Source organism: Nocardia sp. NPDC004151 (genome assembly GCF_042874235.1).
In the GTDB taxonomy this organism is placed as follows: Bacteria; Actinomycetota; Actinomycetes; order Mycobacteriales; family Mycobacteriaceae; genus Nocardia.
In genome coordinates this window covers 106,335-125,483 of the sequence record NZ_JBIAMR010000021.1, presented here as the reverse complement: position 1 = coordinate 125,483, position 19,149 = coordinate 106,335, and the positions used below count along the sequence as shown (strand labels likewise).

The window sequence follows — 19,149 nt, the reverse complement described above, 5'->3', positions numbered from 1 at the left end:
TGCACGATCGTTTGCGCCCAGACGGTGTTGATCGCCTCCGGCAGCCCTTTGAGCCCGTCGCAGACGGCGATACAGACATCGGCGACGCCGCGGTTCTTGAGTTCGGTCAGCACCTGCAGCCAGAATTTGGCGCCTTCACCGCCGTCACCGGTTCAGAGCCCGAGGATGTCGCGTTCGCCGGCGGTGGTGACGCCGATGACCACATAGATCGGGCGGTTGGCCACCTGACCGTCCCGGATCTTCACGTGGATGGCATCGATGAACAGCACCGGATAGACGCGATCGAGCGGCCGATTGCACCAATCCACCATCTCCGCGACCACCTTATCGATGATCGTCGAGATCGTGTCCTTCGACACCGAGGTGCCGTAGATCTCGGCGAAATGCGCCGAAATCTTGCCTGTGGTCAGGCCTTTCGCGGTCAACGACAACACGATCTCGTCCACCCCCGACAGCCGCCGCTGCCGTTTCTTCACGATCTTGGGTTCGAACGAGGAACTCGTGTCCCGCGGCACGTCGATCTCGACCGGGCCGATGTCGGTGATCACCGTCTTTCCGCGAGTCCCATTGCGGGAGTTGCCCGTTCCGCGACCAGCCGGGTCGTGTTTCTCGTAGCCGACATGCTCGGTCATCTCCGCTTCCAGAGCAGCTTCCAGAACGGTCTTGGTCAGCTGGTTCAACAACCCGCCCGGCCCGACCAGGTCGATGCCCTGCTCTTTGGCCTGGGCCAGAAGCTGTTCGGCCAGTTTCTTGGTGTCCACCGCGTCGTTGGTCACGGCGGCCAGTGTCTCCGACATTCGGCGGTCCTTCCTGCCGAACCATCAGGTTCGGCCAATCGGACCGAGATCAGGATCCTCCGTTATCCCGACACTCCCCTCCGACACGGCTGCTGCTCTCGTTGGCGTCGGGAGAGCTGGGCAATTAGGGTCGCAGGATCACATGGGGAGGGATGGGCGGAGCTATGAGTTATATGCGGAATGACGGCGTTGCGGGTGCGGGCGGGGCGGGGACCGCGGGGGCGGGGCGGATCACCGGGGGGTTGTTGATCGCTGCGGCGGTGTTGGTGTTCACGGTGTTGTGGGTGCCTGTGGCGAGCGTTCAGTTCGGTGGCCGGTCGTGGGAAACGTCTGTGTGGGAAGGGAGTGGGGGATCCAAGCTTGCCGACTGGTTCTCCGCTGTGCCGTATGTGCTCATTGCGCTGGTAGCGGGGGTGGCGGGGGTAATGCTCGCGGTGGGGATGGGCGCTCGGCGCGGGGTTCTGTTCTGGGTCGCGGCATTCGCGGGTGGGATGGTGCTGTCGATCTCGTCGGGGGACGTGATGGCGTATGCGCAGGGGTTCAAGGAGAACATTTCGCCGGCGGCGGGATTCTGGGTGCTCGTGCTGGCGATGCTGGTTGCGATCGCGGGTCTGGTGAGTGGGCTGCGGGATGCGGTGGTTTCGAAAAGCGGTGCGCCGCAGGGGACCAACGGGGCGGTCGGTGGGGCGGCGGACCGGGTGACCGGTGTGTTCTTGCTTGTTGCGGCCGTTGTCGAACTGGCGGGGTCGTTCAAGCCGGCGATCAGCGACAGCTCATACTTCAGGACCATCTGGCGCACGAACTCGGACGGATCGGCACCGCTGCTGCTGGTGCATTTCGTACTCATTCTGATCGTCGCGGTCGTGGTGGCGATTGCCCTGATCTCGGGTGCGGGTGTCCGGAATCCGGCAATGCGCCCGGCAGGCGCGGCCGCCGCCGCGCTCATTCTCACGGGCGAAATCACCGGGCTGATTTCCACCTTCGCCATCATGGGGCTCAACTTCTGGGAATACCTGGGCATCGGTTTCGTAATGATGATGCTGGCGCTGTTGCTGTCCTTCGCCGCGGCCGTGGCGGGGCTGGTGGCGCAGTCGGCGCGACCACGCGCGGCGGCCCAACCTCGGGCGAGCTATGCACCGATGAACGCCGCGCCCAACCCGTTCGCGCCGGCGCCCAATCCCTTCGCGCCCGCTCCGGCACCCAATCCCTTCGCACCCGCTCCGGCGGCGAATCCCTTTGCGCCCGCTTCCGCGGCGAATCCCTTCGCACCCGTTCCGCCGGCGAATCCGTTCGCATCCGCTCCCCCGGCGAATCCCTTCGCGCCCGCGCAACCCGCGCCTGCGGTGGAGGCGACCATCAAGATCGAGCCGGCTTCGGCTGCCGTGCGGCCGCCGCGGATGGCGCGTGTCTATGACGGCAAGGATGCCGACGGGCGGCCCCTCGTGGATCGGCCTGTGGTGGAGGGGAATACGCGGACGGCGGTGCTGGCGTATCTGGAGTCGGCGCCGATCGTGTTGGCGGCGAGGAGTTTCGAGCAGGATGAGTTCACGCCCGGGGATCGGGATGTGCCGTTGAACTTCCGGACCGATGGGGTGTGGGTGTGGGCGGGGGCGGTGCCGCACTATCTGCACAAGCATGGACTGGCGCCGGAGCCGGAGTTGGTGCGGCACATCGCGGATCGCGGGTTTCGGGTCGGTGAGATCGGTGACGCGGCTCAGCAGGCGGCTATTCAAGTGATCACCGGAAGCTGATTGGGTAACGAGGAACAGTGTGAGTCAAGATAATTCGACCACCGAGTCGCCGGATGTCGGTTTCCGGATGGCTGCGGCAGTCGCGGCGCCCGAGTCGGGCAGTACCGCTGACCAGGTGGCCGATCAGGTAGCCGACGAACTTCTTGCGCTGATCCCGGACGGGTTCGATCGGTTGGAAGCGGCCATCGCGATGACCGTCACGGATGAGGCCGCGCAGGTCATCGTGTCGGACGGACAACGCATCGCGCAGGTGCCGCTGTCGAGGCGTGCGGTCGAATTGCTGCGGGAGGCTCGGCAGCTGGCGGCGACGTCGGCCGAAGGGCCCTGGTGGCGGTTTCTCGCCGCCGTCACCACGACCGGCCCGGCACGGATCGAATACGACTACGGCACTGAGCCTTTCCCCGACCAGCAACTGTTCCCACCTCAGGCGTACCTTGCCGACCTGTTGGAGTATCCGCGCGAGCGGCTGCCGATCTGGCTGGCGGCGTACATCGGACATGGTGATCGGCAAGTGCGGACACCGGGCGCCGCCTTCGCGGCGGCGCACGCCGACACCACGGCGGTTCCGGCCGGAGAGGGACTTCCGCCGCTCCCGGCCCTGTGGGCGCGATGGGCACTGATTTCCGCGGCGTTCGTGGCAGTGAAATCTCCGCTCGGACCGCGAGTTACGAGCGCCCTCGGCTGGTTCGAGGGCCGAACTCGCAGCGGTTCGACGCTACATCGGCTTCCGCACCGGAGGGCGGTGCTTTCCGGTGGGCTATGGAACGCACCTGAGCTGGATGCCGTGTACAACGGCGGCGCGGCGATGCCGCAGTTCTATCGGGGAGCTCCGGATTGGGTCGCGGATCCGGTGTTGAGCCCCAGGGCGGCAAACGGTTTGATGTCGTTCTGCTACTGGTGGGATGGAAACGCGTGGTATCGGGGTGAGTCCCCGGACGCGAACGGCGTGCAGGACGCACTCCCCGGCGTATGGAATGACGATGCCGTCTACGACGTGCTGACACAGGTATTCGACGGCAATGCGTCGTCCTGGCTCACGGCGCTGATAGCCGCAGCTGAGACCGGCACCGTGACGCGCACACTGCTGTCCCGCTCGCTGGTGGGCGCCGACATCGATCTCGACAGCGCCTATTTTCAGCTGATCTTGGCGGGTGTCGCCGAGTAGTCGCGTATATGATCGCAACCTGATGGTCAGATGAACATTGGGGGTTCGACGTGAGCAAAGTACAGGTCGAGATCGCCGGAATGCGTTCCGTAGCAGGTGGACTCGATGACGTGAACACCAAGGTCACAGACATTCTCAACGCGATCACCGCGGCCGCGGACGCTCATGAAGGCGTCTGGGGTCATGACGAATTCGGCGACCAGTTCGCCGAGGGCGAGAGCGGATACGACGCGCGCAAGCCCGGTCTGCTAGCCGCGCTCGGGTCGAAGACGACGCTGCTGGCGCAGTACTCGAAGGGCCTGAGAGACGGCGCGACCAAGCTCGAAAACATGGATGAGGCCAACAAGAACGGCTTCTGATCGATGACGAACGAGGTCGCGAAAGCGCAGTTGGCAGATCTGGCCGAGATGGTGCAGGGCAGTTTCGCCGCCGTCGCGCGGGCGCAGCGGGACCGAGCCCGGCTGACAGCGAGCGCACGCGCGGGCGGGCGACGCGTCACGGTCACCGTCAATGCCGACGGGGTCGTGATCAAGACCGAATTCTCGGATGACATCGACGAACTGACCTATTCCGAGATCGCCACCGCCGTCACCGCGGCCGCGCAGGAAGCCGCCGTCCTGGTAAAGCAGAAGTCGCAGGAGATCCTGGCGGCATTGCAGGCTGAGCAGGCCAAGATTCCGACACTGTCCGAGGTCTTCCCGCTCATGCCCGATATCCAGGCCATGATGCCCACTCCCCCTGAGGTTTCGATGGCGCCGCCGAATGCCGCCGAACGCCGGGAACCCGACGCCGACACCGGGCCGCGATTCGAGAATGTCGAGGAGTTCGAGCACGATCCCAAGGCCCGAGCGCATTCGGATGCCGCGACACCCGGCTGGTGATCGCCACCGGGCGAATGATCGGGCGGCGCCCTTCGATGCGATGATGTGCCTCGACCACGCGGAAGACCCCGAAAGGCAGGCACAATGCTCTGGTTGAAAGAGTCGCCATCCTTCTTCCGGTTCCGCAACGGCACCATTCGCCTCCAGGAACCCGAACACGGCATGGTTGTCGGGCAACGTTTGAACATCCGGACCGGCGCCTTCGAACCGGCGTCGGCGGAGGATATCGACGCGGTTCTGAAACCTGGTGCGGATCTGGACTTCTCGGAGCTGACCGAAGAGCGTTTCATCCGCGCGACCGAAGAAGCACGCAGCACGTATCTCCGCGGCGACGGCCCGATATTCGATATGTACCGCCAGGCGGAAGATATATTCGAGCGGGCCGAGCGGGAACGGCGGCGACTCGCCCCCGAGGAGCGGGACCGGATCGCCGACCTCTACCGCACGACTTTCCGGACGTGGGAAGAGGAATTCGCCCGGCGCACCGCGGGCGATGCCCCGACCTTCCGCTATACCTGGGTGGGCGACGCCCGGTAGTCTCGCGAGAATTGGACCGGCAGAACCACTCTGGGTAGGGTGACACGGAGAATCTTCCAATCCGGTTGGGAGCCCGGACCTTACGATCAGCCGCGAAGTGGAGGCCGATGATTGTCCGGATGGACCTGGGTTGGAGACCACCTACCGAACTGGCTGATGGCGGCCCTCAACTTCGGAATGTCTTATCCGAAGGGCGATCAGGACGCACTCTTCGATCTGGGTGACGCCTGGAAGAAGGCCGCGGCCGACCTGGAAAAGCTCGAACCCGACCTGAAGGCCGTCACCGGCAGGCTGCCCCAGTTCTACGACAGCGACGGCGCGGTGAAAGTCAGCGCCGAGCTCGCGACGCTTTTCGACGGCAAGGACTATTCCATCCAGAAGCTGGTCGAATGCTTGAACCAGCTCGGCCACGATACGCGCGCCACCGCAACGGAAATCGAGTACGCCAAGATCCAATCGGAGATCTTCGCGCTGCTCACGCTGTACACCGTGCTCCAGCTGAGCGTGACCCTGTTCGGCGAGGCACTTGTTCCGGAAGTGCTACTCACCGCGCGAGGGATCCTGCGCATATTCGCCGAGAAGGTCATGGAGCGGATCGGACTGCTCCGAGCCCGGGCCGCCCTGGAAACCCTTGCCCAGCCGCTGCTTCGCGAGATCGCCGTGCCGCTGGGCGAAAAACTCGCCGCGCAGGCGGCGACGAAGCCACTGCTCGACACCGCCCTGAGGTACGGCGGAAAATCCCTCGCCGCGGGCCTCGGCGCCGGCGCGATGGGAGCCGGGCTCGATGCCGGTACACAGTTCATCCAGATCCTGGAAGGCCACCGCGACGACGGCTTCAACCTGAAGCAGACCTTCCAGACCAGTCTCATGTGGGGCGTGGGCGGCGCCGTCGGCGCGCCGTTCCACGCGAAAGTGGGCGACCTGCTGAAGGACACGCGGCTCCCTTCACGACTGGGCGGAGCCATCGCGGGCGGCGTCGGCGGCGGAATGGGCGCCGTCGGCATGTACGGGACCGGACTCGCCACCCAGCTCTACGACAACGGCGGCGACTGGAGCAAGGTCGACAAGACCTTCCACACCGAGCTGCTGATCGGCGGCTTGGCCATGGGCGTCGGCGGCGGAGCGAACCATGGGCTGGAGAACGGCCACAGCGCACCCGGTGACACCGCGACCACGGCCAGGCCCAGCCCCGACGGCAGTGCCCCACATGCCCCCGCACCGGAGGTCCATTCCCCCGCGCCCGAGGTCAAAGTGGCGGGCGGACAGCCGGAACCCGGCGCGCAGCACGATGTTCACCCCGCCGCGGCGTCCGAACAACCGGTCAACCACGAACCGGCCGACGGCAATACCGGGGAGCGAACCACGCCGACTTCGGAAGCCCCGCGCAATGATCTCCAGACCGGTGCGCCTGCCACGGGCGACGGGGGTTCGCGGAACGGCGACGCGGGCACCAAGCTCAATGACGCGGGACCGAAAACCAGCGACGCGGGCCCGAAAGCCAGCGATACGGGCCCGAAAGCCGGAGATACGAGCTCGAGACTCAGCGATACGGGCACAAAGCTCGGCGATTCTGGCCCGAAGCCCGGTGAGACGGGTACCAAGCTCGGCGAGACAACCCCCAAGCCGGCCGATACGGCCACACCGCGGGCCGGTACTCCCGCACCACAAGCCGGTGAGGGGCCACGCGCGACGACGGCTGCAACCGACCATCGTGGCAATGTCGCGGCGGGCGCCCAGGACAGAGCCGCGCCAGTGGGCCGCACCCCCGAGGCGCGGCCCGTGGAAGCCGCCTCCGACACCCAAACACGGGCAACCCCCACGGAATCCACCACGAAGCCGGAACAGTCTCCGACAGGGAAGCCGGCCGACCGCACCGTCCCCTCGGGTAAGTCACCCGAAACGGACCCGTCGCGGAGGGATACCGCGCCCGAAGGGACCCGGCCCGAGGATTCGATACCGGATCGGGCCGAGCAGACACCCAAAGAGCCTGAAGCCCAGCCTGAACCGCGAGAGAAACCGACGGCAGAGGTTCGGCGCGAGAACGAGCACCGAGACAGCGGACGCCCCGACGGCGGCGATGCGACGCCGGAAACTCCCACACCCAGGGACTCTCCGGTGCACGACGAAATCGCGCCCGCTCTCGTCGTGACAACGATGCCGGGTGAGCACGAGGCCAAGACGCATTCCCCTGACGCGGCGAAGTCCGATGCTCGCGACAGCGCGCGGGCCCGCGCCCACGAGAACTCGAAACCCACTGACCCGCAGGATTCGCACTCACCGGCCGATCCATCGAAACCTGATCCGGCAGAGGGTGATTGGTCGCCACGCCCCGAAGACGAGTGGTCGCACCGGGACAGCAACCAGGTCGCGGACGAACTCGCGAAGCGGTGGGACCTCGAAGTGTCAGGGTTCGACCATCCACTGCTCGACCCCGAGGTAGCGCGCGAGTTCGCCCGCGCCATCGACGAGATGCTGACCCGCTACCCCGACGTGGATCTGCGTAAGGTGTCGATCGACTCCATCGGCGACCCCGGCACCTACGCCGCGACATACGAAGGGCACAGCCCGTCGGGCCGCATGTACACCGACGAGGTGGTCCTGGACCGGGACTACGCGCTCGATCCCGAACGGATGGCCCGCGAGATCGCGGAAGACGAGGCGGACGGTCATCTGGTCCCCGGATCGGCTGACCGCCCGATCCATTCGACCCTGGTGCACGAGTTCGGCCATGTGCTCGCCATCGAGTCCCAGGAGCACGCCGAGCTGACCGCCTACAAGGCTCTGGCGGACCATTTCGAGGCCACCCGCGGCGGGATGGACAAGGACGCGTTCCACGAGTGGCTGGACCAGCTCAGCGGCTACAGCTTCGACGAGAACGGCAGATTCGACGGCCCCGAAGCGGTGGCCGAGGCGTTCACCGATGTCGAGTACCACGGCGAGGGCGCCACCGAGCCTGCCCGGGTCCTGTACCACCACCTCCTCGACAGCGCCCGAGACCACGGGAGCAAGCCGGACGGCTTCGAGCATCGTCCCGACGACGCGGTCCGGGACCCGCGTCCACGAAAAGGGCGGTCCCCCAGTTCATCCGAGCCGAACGGCGAGCGCGAAGGCCCCGCCACCGCGCCTGAATCGCCCGAGGCCGGTGGCCCCTCCGCACCCGATGTCGAGAGCTATCTGGAGCAGCCTCGGGTGTCGGCCGCATTGGACCGCGCGGACGAACTCGGCATCACCACCTCGATCGACGGTGTCGACACGCCGGTCAGCGCCGTCATCCGGGATCTGCTCCCTCAGCATCCCGAACTGGCCGACATGCTCCGGAGCAATGAGCACCTCGAACGCTCGCTGCTGGAGCGCCCGAAAACGCTGGCGTCGCTGCTCACCCACCCCGATGGTCTGCCGGTCCTGCACGATGCCGTCAAGGCGGTCGCGGAGCGCGGACCGGAATCAGCGCTGGCGGAACCGGTTCACATCGAGCCGACCCCGCTGACCCCGGCGGAGCGGGCGATGTCGCACGAGATCCGGGACGCGATCGGCGACGTGCCCGAATCGAGCCGCAGGCAGCCCGAATTCGACTACGGCAGGATCGAGGACCCGGAATACCAGCGCGAGTTCCTGCGGAAGCAGTACGACATCTGGCGGGCTTCGCAGGACGCGCTCAATGACGTCGTCCGGGACATCGCGCAGGAGACCGAGGGCACGCCCGGTTGGCGCGACGCCCCGAAGGACGAGACCCGCGCCTGGGACAAGATCAAGGGATACGACGGCGACGTCTCCCGTTTGACCGACCTGGTCGGCGCGAAGATCGTCTTCGACCAGGTCTCCGACGCCTACCGCGCGCTCGAGATGATCGAGAACGATCCCAGGGTGCGGATCGTCGAATTCGAGGACCGCTTCGACAGCCCCACGCCCTCCGGCTACCGCGACCTGCAGATGAAAGTCCAGCTGGAGAACGGTCACATCGCCGAACTTCGCCTGCATCTGAGCCACATCGACGCCGTCGCCAAGTACGAGCACGCGCTCTACGAGGTGCAGCGCGACTTCAAGGCCCTCGCCAAGGACGAGAACCGGGCCATGAACCCGGAGGAAGCCGCGCTCAGCACCGAACTCAAACGCACTGTGAGCGGGCGATTCTGGGAGGCGACGCAGCAGGGGCTCCCGGAAGAGCACGCGCCGGCGAGACCGGAACCCCCGGAAAGACGCGCCAGGGCCCGCAGCGGCATCCCCGACGAACCGACTCGAGACCCCGGGGCGACACCTCCCGATCCGGCCCGGCCCGAACAGCCGATCGGCGAACCGCCGCGCGACAGTGGCGAGCTGACAACGGAACTGCGCGAGAGCTTCGATAACCTGCGCAGCCTGGCAGCGGAAATCGATCGCGCCGCCGCCGATCCCGCCCGCGCCGACGAATCGGCGAACCTTCGTGAGCGATTCGCGGAACAATTCGACGGTCTCGGTCTGCGCGACACCGAGAACAGCGGCGCCATGTGGCAGCTGTTCGACCAGCATGACCCGGCGCTGTCCACCTACCTCGCGGAATACTCGCGTGACTTCCTGCCTCTCGCGGAGGAAGCCGCTCCCGGCCACGAGCAGCTGAGGGATCGATTCGAACAGGTCCGCGCGCACATCACCGACATCTTCGCGGCCGCCAACGATCCCGCCCGAGCTCACGAATTGCCCGGGCTACGTGCGAAATTCGGTGAACTCGCCGACAGCATCGGCCTGCGCGAACAGGACGACCGGGGCCCGGCGTGGCAGTCGTTCACCGAGCACGACGCGGCGCTCGCCGAATATGTGGAGCAGAACCACGAGCATCTGCTGCCCCGTCCCGAGGATCTCAACCCGCCCGTTCCCGAACCGATCAAGCCGCTCCCGGGATACCAAGGGAGCTTCCACCAGGACGCCCAAGACATTGTGAACGCGCTCGAGAACGCGGGGCGTCCCGACCTGGCGCAAAAGTTCACGGACCTGGTGAACCGCGAAGTCGACGGCGGCAATGTGGGAGGGCTCGAGGATTGGATGGGAGAGACCGTCCCCCGCGCCCGAGCCGGCGATATGGACCAGGTTCTCGACAAGGCCGCCGAGCTCACCGAACTCGACCGCTTGGCCCGCGAGATCGAAGGCCACCCGGAGCTGAGCGTCCGCTTCAATCCCGGTGTATCCGGCGACAAGTCGTTCGACATCCTCGTCGAACGCACCACGAACAATGGGGCGACGACGGTCGAACGACGCGTCGAGATCGAACGGATGAAACACCTGCCCGAGCAGGCGACGAGCCTGCACGGCGCCGCACTGCACGGCGCGGACAAGGCCGTAGCGCCGATGCCGGACCGGATACCGTCCGCCGAGACCACGGTGGTCATGCCCGAGATTCCACCGGAGGGGCGCGTCCAGCCGCTGGGCGGCGGCAACGAACGGAGGTTCGGTGCGAACGGATGGGACTATGAAATCGTCGACCCGAACGGCAATGTCCGCAAGACGGGGAACCTCCTCGACGAGCTGGCCCGGGGTTTCACCATGAACAAGAAATTGCACCCGAACCTGGCGAACCTCGATGCCGTTCGCTTCGTGGACGAGAATGGCAACCTGCTGGGACAGATCGTCCGAGAGGGTGATGGATGGAGAAAGGTTCAGTGATCGGATTCAGCGAGTATCGGCCGCATGGTGAGAGTTTGACCTTCACGCGCAGCTTTCCCGTGGACGTTGAGAGCTCCGAGGTGTTGTTCGCGGATGCGTTGCGCGTGCGCGACCATCTGGCGAATGTCGTGCGCCCCACGGGCTTCGATCTGTGGTTCACCTGCGCGATCGAGGACACCTACATCAATGTGGACGACCCGCAACCCTCCGACCAGTACTGGGAAGTCCTGCGGACGGATACGCCGCTGCCGCAGGGCGACGGCCCGCAACCGGCTGTCGTCACACGGTTTCCGGCCGTCACCGATGCGGACCTGATCGGCACTTACCGGCAAGCGCTGAATACGATCACTTGCCCGCCAGGGTTTTTCGTGATGTTCGAGAGCATCGCCCCACTGGGTGCGACCACCCGCTTCGTACCGACCGACGAATCACCCAGCTCGGACGTCCTTCCAGTCACATTGTGGGACGACACTCTGAACCTCCCCGTCACCACCGAGGCGGACGGAACCACATGGCTCGGCCCGCTCCCCGACGCGGCCCCCTACCTGCCACCGGTCACCTTCAGGATCTGGTTCGACAGCATCCTGGTCCTCACACTCGATGTGCACTGGGGACGGTGGCTCGAAGCGGGCAGCGCGGAGCACGCGCTGCTCCAGACGGCACTGGACGCACTGCTCGCCGACAACTGGCAGCTGACCTCCGGCGAGTCCCGGCACTTCACACTCTGAGATCCCGGAACACAAGCCGGGCACAGCGCGGGTATCGGGCAGCTCGATACGATGGCCCGGACGCCGAAGCAGAAGGAGACGGACGTGCGGCATGGCCGTCCCAGCCAGGAACAACTGAAGCTGAACTTCGAGAGCATGCTGGCGCGCGCGCTGGCGGGACAGGGGCTGCGCAGCTCGACCGGGCTCGACGAGGAGACCCGGACCGCGCTCCGAGCTGTCGCCCGCGCCCATCCGAATGCCACCGACGACCTCGTGGAGGCCGCGCGCCAAGCCTTCGCCGGCCAACTGGACGGCAGCAACGCCGCCCGGTGGCACGCGCAGGCGGACCAGATGCTGAGCGAGATGGAGTCCCGCTCACGCGAATCGGAGTGATCCCGCGGCCTGCACCGCGATCGGTCAGAGGTTCGTGAAGTCGGTCGAGTTGTCGGTTTCGACCTTGCCGAAGGTGGCGGCCTGCTGCCGCACGACGGCGGCCAGCTTGCGCAATTCGTCGATGCCGCCGCCACTCTGGTCCACGAAGGACGCGCCGACGGCGCTGAGGGTCTCGGCGGCCGACAGCGACACCTTGTCCGAGCCCGCGGCGGGCACGGCCAGGGCCTGAGCGTCCGCGCCGAGCGCCGCCTCCAGACGATCGGCCACGGCTTCCAGGTCAGCGGCGGCGGCCAGCACCGTGTCCGCGTCGAAACGCACACCGCCCAAGTTGAATTCGCTCATCGTCCCTCCCTTTCGCCGCGAATCCTACCGTGTCGCACCGACGGACACCGAGCCGGTTTCCGCGGTGTCGATCACCGGTCCGCGCTGTGGATCACTGTGCCGGGCGCGGGCCGTTGGTGCCGACCGCACCGATCACCGGCACGCCCGTGTAGCCCAGCTCGCCCACGACCTCGTCGCCGTGTTCACCGGTGACCAGGTTGGTGCGCACTTCCTCGTCGGCGTCGCCGGCCAGCCCGGCGCCCGCGCCCGCCGCGCCCATCGGCGGCGGCACCATACCCCCGCCCATACCGGCGCCACCGACACCCGGCACCGGAGCGGGCGCGGCGACCGGCGGGGTGGTGGTCGCGCTCATGGTCCGGGGGCTGGTCTGGCCCAGCGGGGCCGCACCCGCGCCGCCACCCAGGCCACCGATCGGCATGAGCCCGCCGCCGCCACCGAGTCCGCCCGGACCCGGCTGCGTGGTCTTCGGTTCGGTCTCCGGCACCGGCCGCACGGTCGAGGGCTGACTGATCGACTGCAGCTGCTGCAGGGTCTGCGCGCCCTGGCCCGCGACGCTGCTCAACGGCGCGATCGCGCTCAACAGCTGGGTGACCTGCGAGAGCGAGTCCACGCCCTTCGGCGCGTCGGTGACCTTCACCTTGTGCCCGGCCGTGGTCATGTTCGCGCTGTGCACGGTCATCTCGGTGCGCGTCTTGGCCACCACCGCGGTGGCCTCGGCGGCCGTCTCGCTGGCCAGCGACAGCAGGAACGCCTGGCCCGGCGGGGTGGCGATGAACGGGGCGGCCAGGGTGACGCCCGTGACGAACTTGGTGATGACGGCCGACATCATCGCGCTACCCACGGCCACCGAGCCCGCGGCACCGGCCATGACGGCCTTCTGCTGCCCGTTCTGGGTTTCCAGTTCCAGCGCATTGGTCTGGGCGGCCGCGCCCTTCTCGGCAGCGCCGGCCGCACCCGAACCCTCCCAGGAATTCGAGTTGGCCAGTGACATCACCGACTGCGCGATCGACATCACCTGCTGCAATGCCGAGGAGACACCCGAGAGCATCTGCGACGCGTCCAGACCCTGACCCAATTGGCCGGTGCCGAACGTGGAGGCCAGATCGGTGAGTGGCTTGGTGAGCGCGGTCAGATCCAGGGCCGGCAGCGGAGGCATGTCCGGCATCGGGGGCAGTGCTGGAATCTGCGGCAGCGCGGGCAGACCCAGCGTCGACAGCACCTCGGCGACCGGCGAGTCCAGCAGCGGCGCGAAAGCGGTGTCGCGCAGGGCATCCGCCACCGACTGCCCGCTCGCCACCGTGGGAGCGGCCTGCGCGGCTCCCGTCGAACCCTGGTCGAAGGGCGTGCTCACAGGTCCCGCGATAGCGACAGGAAGTCGACGCCCGCGGCGCCGTCGACGGCCTCGTAGGACGCCGCGGCCTCGTGCGCGGTGACCGCGGTCCCGGCGTGCACGGCCGCCAGCTCCGCCACCGACGACAGGTGATTACCCTGCGCGCCCGCGTAACTCAGCAGGAAGTCCTGGCCGATGAGGCCGAAAACCGGTACCAGTGCGGCGACCGTGGCGACCTGGTCGACCGCGGCGGCGCTCGCCACCGCGGTGGCCATGGCGGCCGAAGCATCGCCGTAGGCGCGAATCGCGTCCGGAGTGGCAACGAGATGGCTCATGAGACCCCCATCAGGAAGATCATTTCGGTTCGAACTATACAGAGCGGTGAATCGCCCGGCATAACGAAGAGTTCACTAATTGACCAACAGCCCGGTGAACACCGGGTATTCCCCAGGTGATCGAGGGTGCGGCGAATCAACTTGCCGCACTGTATATTTCACACGCGTATTCACACGGCTCAGATCGGGCGCAGCCAGCTGTCGGGCTCGGTCTCGTAGTCCTGCTCCTCGACGTACTCCTGCCTGGTCACATCGTCGGTGGTCGGCAAGCCGGTCAGCGCCAGCAGCTCCGGGGACAGTCCGGCGGCCCGCAACTGGGCACGTCGCTCGACGCCGGCGCGGGCCGCGGACTGCTTGCACAGGCGCAGAATCTCCGAGGCCAGCAGCTCCGGATCCTGGCGCAAGCGGTCCCGTTCCACCGAAATCGCCCGGGGCAGGCCCTGTTCGGTGGTGGTGACCACGATCGCACCGGTCCGCGAGGACAGGGTGAACTCGCTCGGGAATTCGTCGGTGGTCATCGGTTCGTCTCCCATTCGTCGGCGACGGCCAGGACCACTTCGGCGATCCGGGTGTTCACTTCGGTCACCACGCGGCGGTGATCGGCGGCCATCGCCACGGGTGGATGGTCGGCGGTGATCAGATAGCGGCCGTCCTCGGCGAGATCACGCCATTGCAGGTGATGCCGGGTGATGCCGCGCGGCCCGAAACGCGAACGGCCTTGCACCACATCGATGGTGCCGAGGGCGGAGGCGGCGACCGCCAGGAAGTCGGCGGCGCGGTCCACCACCCCGCCCTCCAGGGTCTCGTGCGCCGGGGACAGGCCGAAACCGTAGTCGGTATCGACCACGTCCTCGGCCTCGGCGAGCACCAGGTCGCCGCCGCGGCCCGCCGGAATCTCCGGCAGCAGCCGCACGACCTGCTCGGCGAGATCATTGGCCCAGAACTCGGCGACGGTGAATCCCGCTGCCCGGCCGATGGTTTCGCCCGGTTCCTGCACGACCAGGTATCCGGCGTCGCCGGAACGCACCCCGATCGCGCGGATGCTCGATTCGGGCGCGCGCCAGTCCGCGCCGTCCCAGCCGCGCAGTTCCACCCGGACATCAGGGGTGTGCAGCGCACGCAGCACCTCGTCGAATTCCGGGTCGTGACGGGCACGCAGGCTGTCGCGGGCGTGCGCCTTGCTGTCCTGGAACGCGCTCCACAACGGGGCGCGGCTGGTGAAGAACAGCGGATCGGGCAGGTGTTCCTCGCCGAGCGCCTCCCACAGCACCAGGAACTCCAGATCGGTGAAGGACCAGGACCGCACCGTCAGCCCTCGACCACCGGCTTGGCCACCACCGGCGCGGTGCCCATCGCCTCGTCCAGATACTCGCTGGAATCCAGGAATTCGGGGCGCTTGTGGTCCTTGCCGCCCTGACCCTGACCGCCGGCGCCGTGACCCATTGGGCCCATACCGCCACCGCCGCCCATTCCGCCCATACCGGTCGAGCCCGCCGCGACACCCGCGCGGGCCACGCCCATCGAGGTCGCTTCCGCGGTTTCCGCCAGCGCGGCGCGCGGGAACAACCGCGAGGTCTCGAGCATCGGCTTGGGCGCACCGCCACCACCGCCGCCACCGCCACCACCGCCACCACCCAGTCCCTTCTTCAGGTCCTCGAGGTTGGGCATGCCCGCCAGCGGGGAGTCCTTCAGCTTGTCCTTCAGTTCCTGCTGCTGCTTCTTCTGCTGCTCGGTGGTCTGCAGGCTCGTGAGGCCCTGCATGCCCTGCTGCAGCGCGCTCGACAGCTGCGACATGCCCTGGCTGGACTGGCCGGAGTTCGAGTTCGGGTTGGTCCCGGACGGATTCCCTTGCGGGTTGGTGCCGTTGGGATTGGTGCCGTTCGGGTTCGTCCCATTCGGATTGGTGCCGTTGGGATTCGTGCCGTTCGGATTGATTCCGTTGGGGTTCGTCCCATTCGGATCGATTCCGTTAGGGTTCGTGCCATTGGGGTTCGTGCCGTTGGGGTTGACGCCGTTCGGGTTGATCTTGTTGTTCGGCATGCTGCCGAGATTCGGCGCGCTGCCGCCACCGAGACGGTTCCGCGCGCCACCGCCGCCATTGTTGTTGTTCTGACCGCCACCGCCATCCGAACGCCGAGCGGGCGGATCCAGGTTGGGCTTCGCGACCGTCGCGTCCGACAACTTCGGGACCGCTTGGCTCGCGCCGATCAAACCCGGCACATACCAGTGCTGGAAGGCCAGCTGCGCGGCCTTGATGATGTTCTGCATGCGCTGGTAATGGTCGTAGTCGAAGTCGTTCGGCTTGTTGCGGGGCATCATCGCCTTGGTGTTGTCCAGCCAGCCCGCCACGTAGTTCAGGTTGGCCGCCATCGCACGCAGGTCGTCGGTGAGCGCGCTCGCCTGATCCTTGAAGGCATTGGCGGCGTCGACGGCGCCCTGCGCGCCCGCTCCGGTCCAGGCCTTGTCGGTCACCATCTTGCCGAGCTGCTTGTTCAGCGCGCCGAAGCTCGTGTCGACCTTCTCGGCGACCGTTTTCCAGGTCGCGCTGAAATCCGCCACCGTCTGCGGCTGCATGCCCGCGCCGGCTTCGTAGAACCAGTCGAGATCATTGTGGGCGAACGGGTTCTCCGGGTCGATCGCCTCGTAATGACCGTTCTCGTGGGCGATGTCGTAGAGGTTCGGATGCCCCTTCTTGTCCTCGTCGATGCGCGGCGTGGAATCCCCGGGCAGATCGAGAATCGTGCCACCGGTCATGACCGGTTCGACCGCACCGCCACCGGCCTCCCGTTTCAACCGGGTGAACTTGGCGGCCGCGTCCTCCTCGTGCGCGTCATAGGTCTTGTCGGCCTGAATCATGGTGTCGGCCATGGCATTCACCAGCTCGACGTAGTGATCCAGAATGGTGCCGAGGCGGCCGCCCTGGTCGTTGAAACGCGCCTTGAGGCTCAGGAGCTGTTCCAGTCGGCCGTTGTCGCTGAACCCCTTGTGCTTGGTGAGGAGCTCCACGTAGCTCTTGGCGAACGCCAGCGCATTCGCCGTCGCCGCCGCTACTTTCGCGGCGTCGAGCGCTACACCGTGACCCAACTGCAGTTGGTCCGCCTGAGCCTGCGGAACCAGCGCCAGCCAACGATTGTTCGTGTTGTTGCCGTCATCATTGCCCACGTCTCACTCCCAACTCGCGCGACATCCCGACGATAAGGCCCGGCACCGCCGATACTCCACTCGTCGGCCGCGATTCCACTACGAATGCCGTTGGCGGAAACGCTGTTCGAAACCGGACAGGTAGACCGATGCCGGAGTGCTGGAGGTGGCCGCTTCCAGGACGCCGTCATCGGCGACGTAGAAGAGCGCGCGATCCAGCACGACCTCCTCCGGCTCCACCGGAACGTACACCAGCCAGCCGACCGTAAGCCGTTCCGCGCGTAGGCGATCCGGCGGGAAGGCGGCGGGGTCGACGCCCTCGGTGGTGAGGTGGTGGCGCACGATCTCCAAGGCCTCGGACTGTGGAATCGGCTCCGGGCCCAGGCGTGCCACACCCGCCAGCGCCAGCTGGTAGTGCACGGCGTCCAGATCGGCCGCGTCGCCGAAGACCTCGTACAGCTGGGCGTGGGTGACATCACGGCGCTGCGCGGCATCGACGAAACTCGTGACCGCCGAACGCAATTCCTCCGAGGGGTGCTCGGTGAGCAGGTCGCAGATCACGTCGGCGGCGGTGCCGGCGGTCCAGATGCCGGGCACCGCGACCGCGACCTCGGCGCCCGACGGGGACTCGCCGCGGTACCAGCGGCCTCGCTCCCACCAGTAGCAGAAGCTCAACAGGCCGCCGCCCGCGCGGGTGTTCAGCACCGGGTTCGCCACCCATTCGGGGGCGCCCGCGTACAGGCTGGGCAGCGGGGTCTTGCGGTTGTAGGCGACATCCAGTTCCGGGGCGTTCCAGACACCGCCCGACAGCACGGCACGACCGCCGGGCAGCTCGTACAAGGACGAACCGGAACGACGGGAACCCTCGAACCAGCCGAAGGACGGCAGGACCCGCGGGCCCCACTCCGAGCCGACCGCCACGAACGCGGCGGCGATGGCCGACCAGCGCGACCACAGCAGCGGGAAGGGCGGGAAGTCGTCCTCGGAAACCACCGGAAGATAACCGGATTCGCGATCCGCGCGGGCCTGTTCCGCCGCCTTACGCGGGGAACGGGACTGGCGGTTGCCGTGGCCGACATAGGCGGCCAGCCAGGTCGGGAGGGACTCGCGCGGGGCGGCCTCGAGGTCGGCCAGGTATTCCTGCGGAGAGAACAGCTGGTCGTCCGGGAACGGGTCGTCGCCGTAGTCGTGGTCGACGCTCAGCGCGCCCTCGGAGGTGAGGTCCAGTTCCAGGCGCCACCAAGGGTCGCCGAGCTCGGCGGAGAGCAGGCGGTGGGAGACCACCAGGGTCATGATCGTGTCGGTCGCGGGGACCAGGGCCTGACGCTGATCGCCGTCGGAGTACAGGATGCGGGAGCGCTGGCCGGACGCGGCCAGCGCGAACGCGGCACGGACCCGGGTCCAACCCTCGGGGGCGAGCTCCTGGAGTTCGGCGGCTATGCGGTGGGCGAGGCGGCGGGCGCGCTCGGGGACATCGAGTTCCTCGGCGGCCATGCTGAAGCCCACGTCGGGGCTGGGTTCCCCTGCGGCGTCCGGGGTTTCGGCCGGATCCTCCCCCAGGACCGCGGACAGCGGGTGGATTCGCGGGCCGTCGTAATCGGCGGCCTTTTCGATGCCGGAATCGGCTGCGGTCGGGACGGAATCGGTTGCCGTCGAGCTGGGATCGGTTGCGGTCGGACCGGAATCGTCTGCGGGCGTGTCGGATTCAGAATTCGGATCGGAACTCGTTGCACCGGAACGATTTTCACTGAACTCGCGGGATACGGTCACGCGGGATCGCCGCTAACTGTCCGAAGTCCGCTTGCGCTCGGCGAACCGGCGCTCCAGGTCCGCGCGCCAGCGGGCGGCATTGCTGCCGTCGAGCTGACCCGTGAAGGACTCACGGGCGGCGGTCACCAGGTCCTCCGACACGTTCGGGTACGCCTTCGCGATCGCCCACAGGGCGTCCTCGGTCGGCGAATCCAGACCGGACGCGGTCCGGACGCCACGCCCCTCCCGCACATCGGCCAGGATCGTGTCGAAATTCCGCCGCAGCTGCTCTTCGCTCGGCCGCTCACCGCGCACGTCGAACCTCCTCATCCGTTCCGAAAACCAACTGTCAGCATCACATACCTGGGACAACCGTGCGGTTGCCGG

Annotated in this window: 16 protein-coding genes and 1 pseudogene; 8 read left to right on the top strand and 9 right to left on the bottom strand. The window is 67.2% G+C overall.

Annotated features, from left to right (window positions below; all coding sequences use genetic code 11):
• Positions 1-797: pseudogene (locus ACFYTS_RS33455) on the bottom strand (IS256 family transposase); the annotation flags it as partial.
• A gap of 164 nt (positions 798-961) precedes the next feature.
• Between ACFYTS_RS33455 and ACFYTS_RS33450 the strand changes: the two are divergent.
• The 8 genes from ACFYTS_RS33450 to ACFYTS_RS33415 all read left to right on the top strand — a co-directional run bounded on the left by ACFYTS_RS33450 (position 962) and on the right by ACFYTS_RS33415 (position 11,865).
• A complete protein-coding gene (locus tag ACFYTS_RS33450) occupies positions 962-2,548 on the top strand; it encodes a hypothetical protein (protein WP_387309328.1) in 1,587 nt (528 codons plus the stop codon).
• A 67-nt stretch (positions 2,549-2,615) separates the two neighbouring features.
• Positions 2,616-3,713, top strand: a complete 1,098-nt coding sequence (locus ACFYTS_RS33445; protein ID WP_387309327.1) for a hypothetical protein — start codon at positions 2,616-2,618, stop codon at positions 3,711-3,713.
• 50 nt (positions 3,714-3,763) lie between these two features.
• Positions 3,764-4,072 (top strand): hypothetical protein, encoded by a 309-nt coding sequence (locus ACFYTS_RS33440; protein WP_387309326.1) that lies wholly within the window; start codon positions 3,764-3,766, stop codon positions 4,070-4,072.
• Positions 4,073-4,075: 3 nt separating this feature from the next.
• Positions 4,076-4,594, top strand: a complete 519-nt coding sequence (locus tag ACFYTS_RS33435) for a YbaB/EbfC family nucleoid-associated protein (protein WP_387309325.1) — start codon at positions 4,076-4,078, stop codon at positions 4,592-4,594.
• Positions 4,595-4,774: 180 nt separating this feature from the next.
• Positions 4,775-5,131 (top strand): hypothetical protein, encoded by a 357-nt coding sequence (locus tag ACFYTS_RS33430; protein WP_387309324.1) that lies wholly within the window; start codon positions 4,775-4,777, stop codon positions 5,129-5,131.
• 177 nt (positions 5,132-5,308) lie between these two features.
• Positions 5,309-10,765 carry a hypothetical protein gene (locus ACFYTS_RS33425; RefSeq protein ID WP_387309323.1) on the top strand — a complete coding sequence of 1,819 codons (5,457 nt, stop codon included), beginning with the start codon at positions 5,309-5,311 and terminating at the stop codon, positions 10,763-10,765.
• Between the two features lie 59 nt (positions 10,766-10,824).
• Positions 10,825-11,493 (top strand): hypothetical protein, encoded by a 669-nt coding sequence (locus ACFYTS_RS33420; protein ID WP_387309322.1) that lies wholly within the window; start codon positions 10,825-10,827, stop codon positions 11,491-11,493.
• A gap of 84 nt (positions 11,494-11,577) precedes the next feature.
• The gene (locus tag ACFYTS_RS33415; RefSeq protein WP_379105131.1) at positions 11,578-11,865 is read left to right on the top strand and encodes a hypothetical protein; all 288 of its coding nucleotides are present in this window, start codon (positions 11,578-11,580) and stop codon (positions 11,863-11,865) included.
• A gap of 24 nt (positions 11,866-11,889) precedes the next feature.
• Here the strand turns inward: ACFYTS_RS33415 and ACFYTS_RS33410 are convergent, their stop codons facing one another.
• The 8 genes from ACFYTS_RS33410 to ACFYTS_RS33375 form a co-directional block, all read right to left on the bottom strand.
• Positions 11,890-12,207: a PE family protein gene (locus tag ACFYTS_RS33410; RefSeq protein ID WP_357285204.1), complete on the bottom strand. Its 318-nt coding sequence runs from the start codon at positions 12,205-12,207 to the stop codon at positions 11,890-11,892.
• 91 nt (positions 12,208-12,298) lie between these two features.
• Positions 12,299-13,558, bottom strand: a complete 1,260-nt coding sequence (locus ACFYTS_RS33405; protein ID WP_387309321.1) for a hypothetical protein — start codon at positions 13,556-13,558, stop codon at positions 12,299-12,301.
• Entirely contained in the window at positions 13,555-13,872 is a 318-nt protein-coding gene (locus ACFYTS_RS33400) for a type VII secretion target (RefSeq protein WP_357089064.1), read from the bottom strand. The genes ACFYTS_RS33405 and ACFYTS_RS33400 overlap by 4 nt, the downstream gene beginning before the upstream one ends.
• 179 nt (positions 13,873-14,051) lie before the next feature.
• Positions 14,052-14,390: a hypothetical protein gene (locus tag ACFYTS_RS33395; RefSeq protein ID WP_387309320.1), complete on the bottom strand. Its 339-nt coding sequence runs from the start codon at positions 14,388-14,390 to the stop codon at positions 14,052-14,054.
• Positions 14,387-15,178, bottom strand: coding sequence for an ESX secretion-associated protein EspG (locus ACFYTS_RS33390; protein ID WP_387309319.1), 792 nt, complete (start codon positions 15,176-15,178; stop codon positions 14,387-14,389). The genes ACFYTS_RS33395 and ACFYTS_RS33390 overlap by 4 nt, the downstream gene beginning before the upstream one ends.
• A gap of 2 nt (positions 15,179-15,180) precedes the next feature.
• Positions 15,181-17,034 carry a hypothetical protein gene (locus tag ACFYTS_RS33385; RefSeq protein ID WP_387309318.1) on the bottom strand — a complete coding sequence of 618 codons (1,854 nt, stop codon included), beginning with the start codon at positions 17,032-17,034 and terminating at the stop codon, positions 15,181-15,183.
• 78 nt (positions 17,035-17,112) lie between these two features.
• Positions 17,113-18,783 carry a hypothetical protein gene (locus ACFYTS_RS33380; protein WP_387309317.1) on the bottom strand — a complete coding sequence of 557 codons (1,671 nt, stop codon included), beginning with the start codon at positions 18,781-18,783 and terminating at the stop codon, positions 17,113-17,115.
• Positions 18,784-18,795: 12 nt separating this feature from the next.
• Positions 18,796-19,077, bottom strand: coding sequence for a hypothetical protein (locus ACFYTS_RS33375; protein WP_387309316.1), 282 nt, complete (start codon positions 19,075-19,077; stop codon positions 18,796-18,798).
• Positions 19,078-19,149 lie beyond the last annotated feature (72 nt).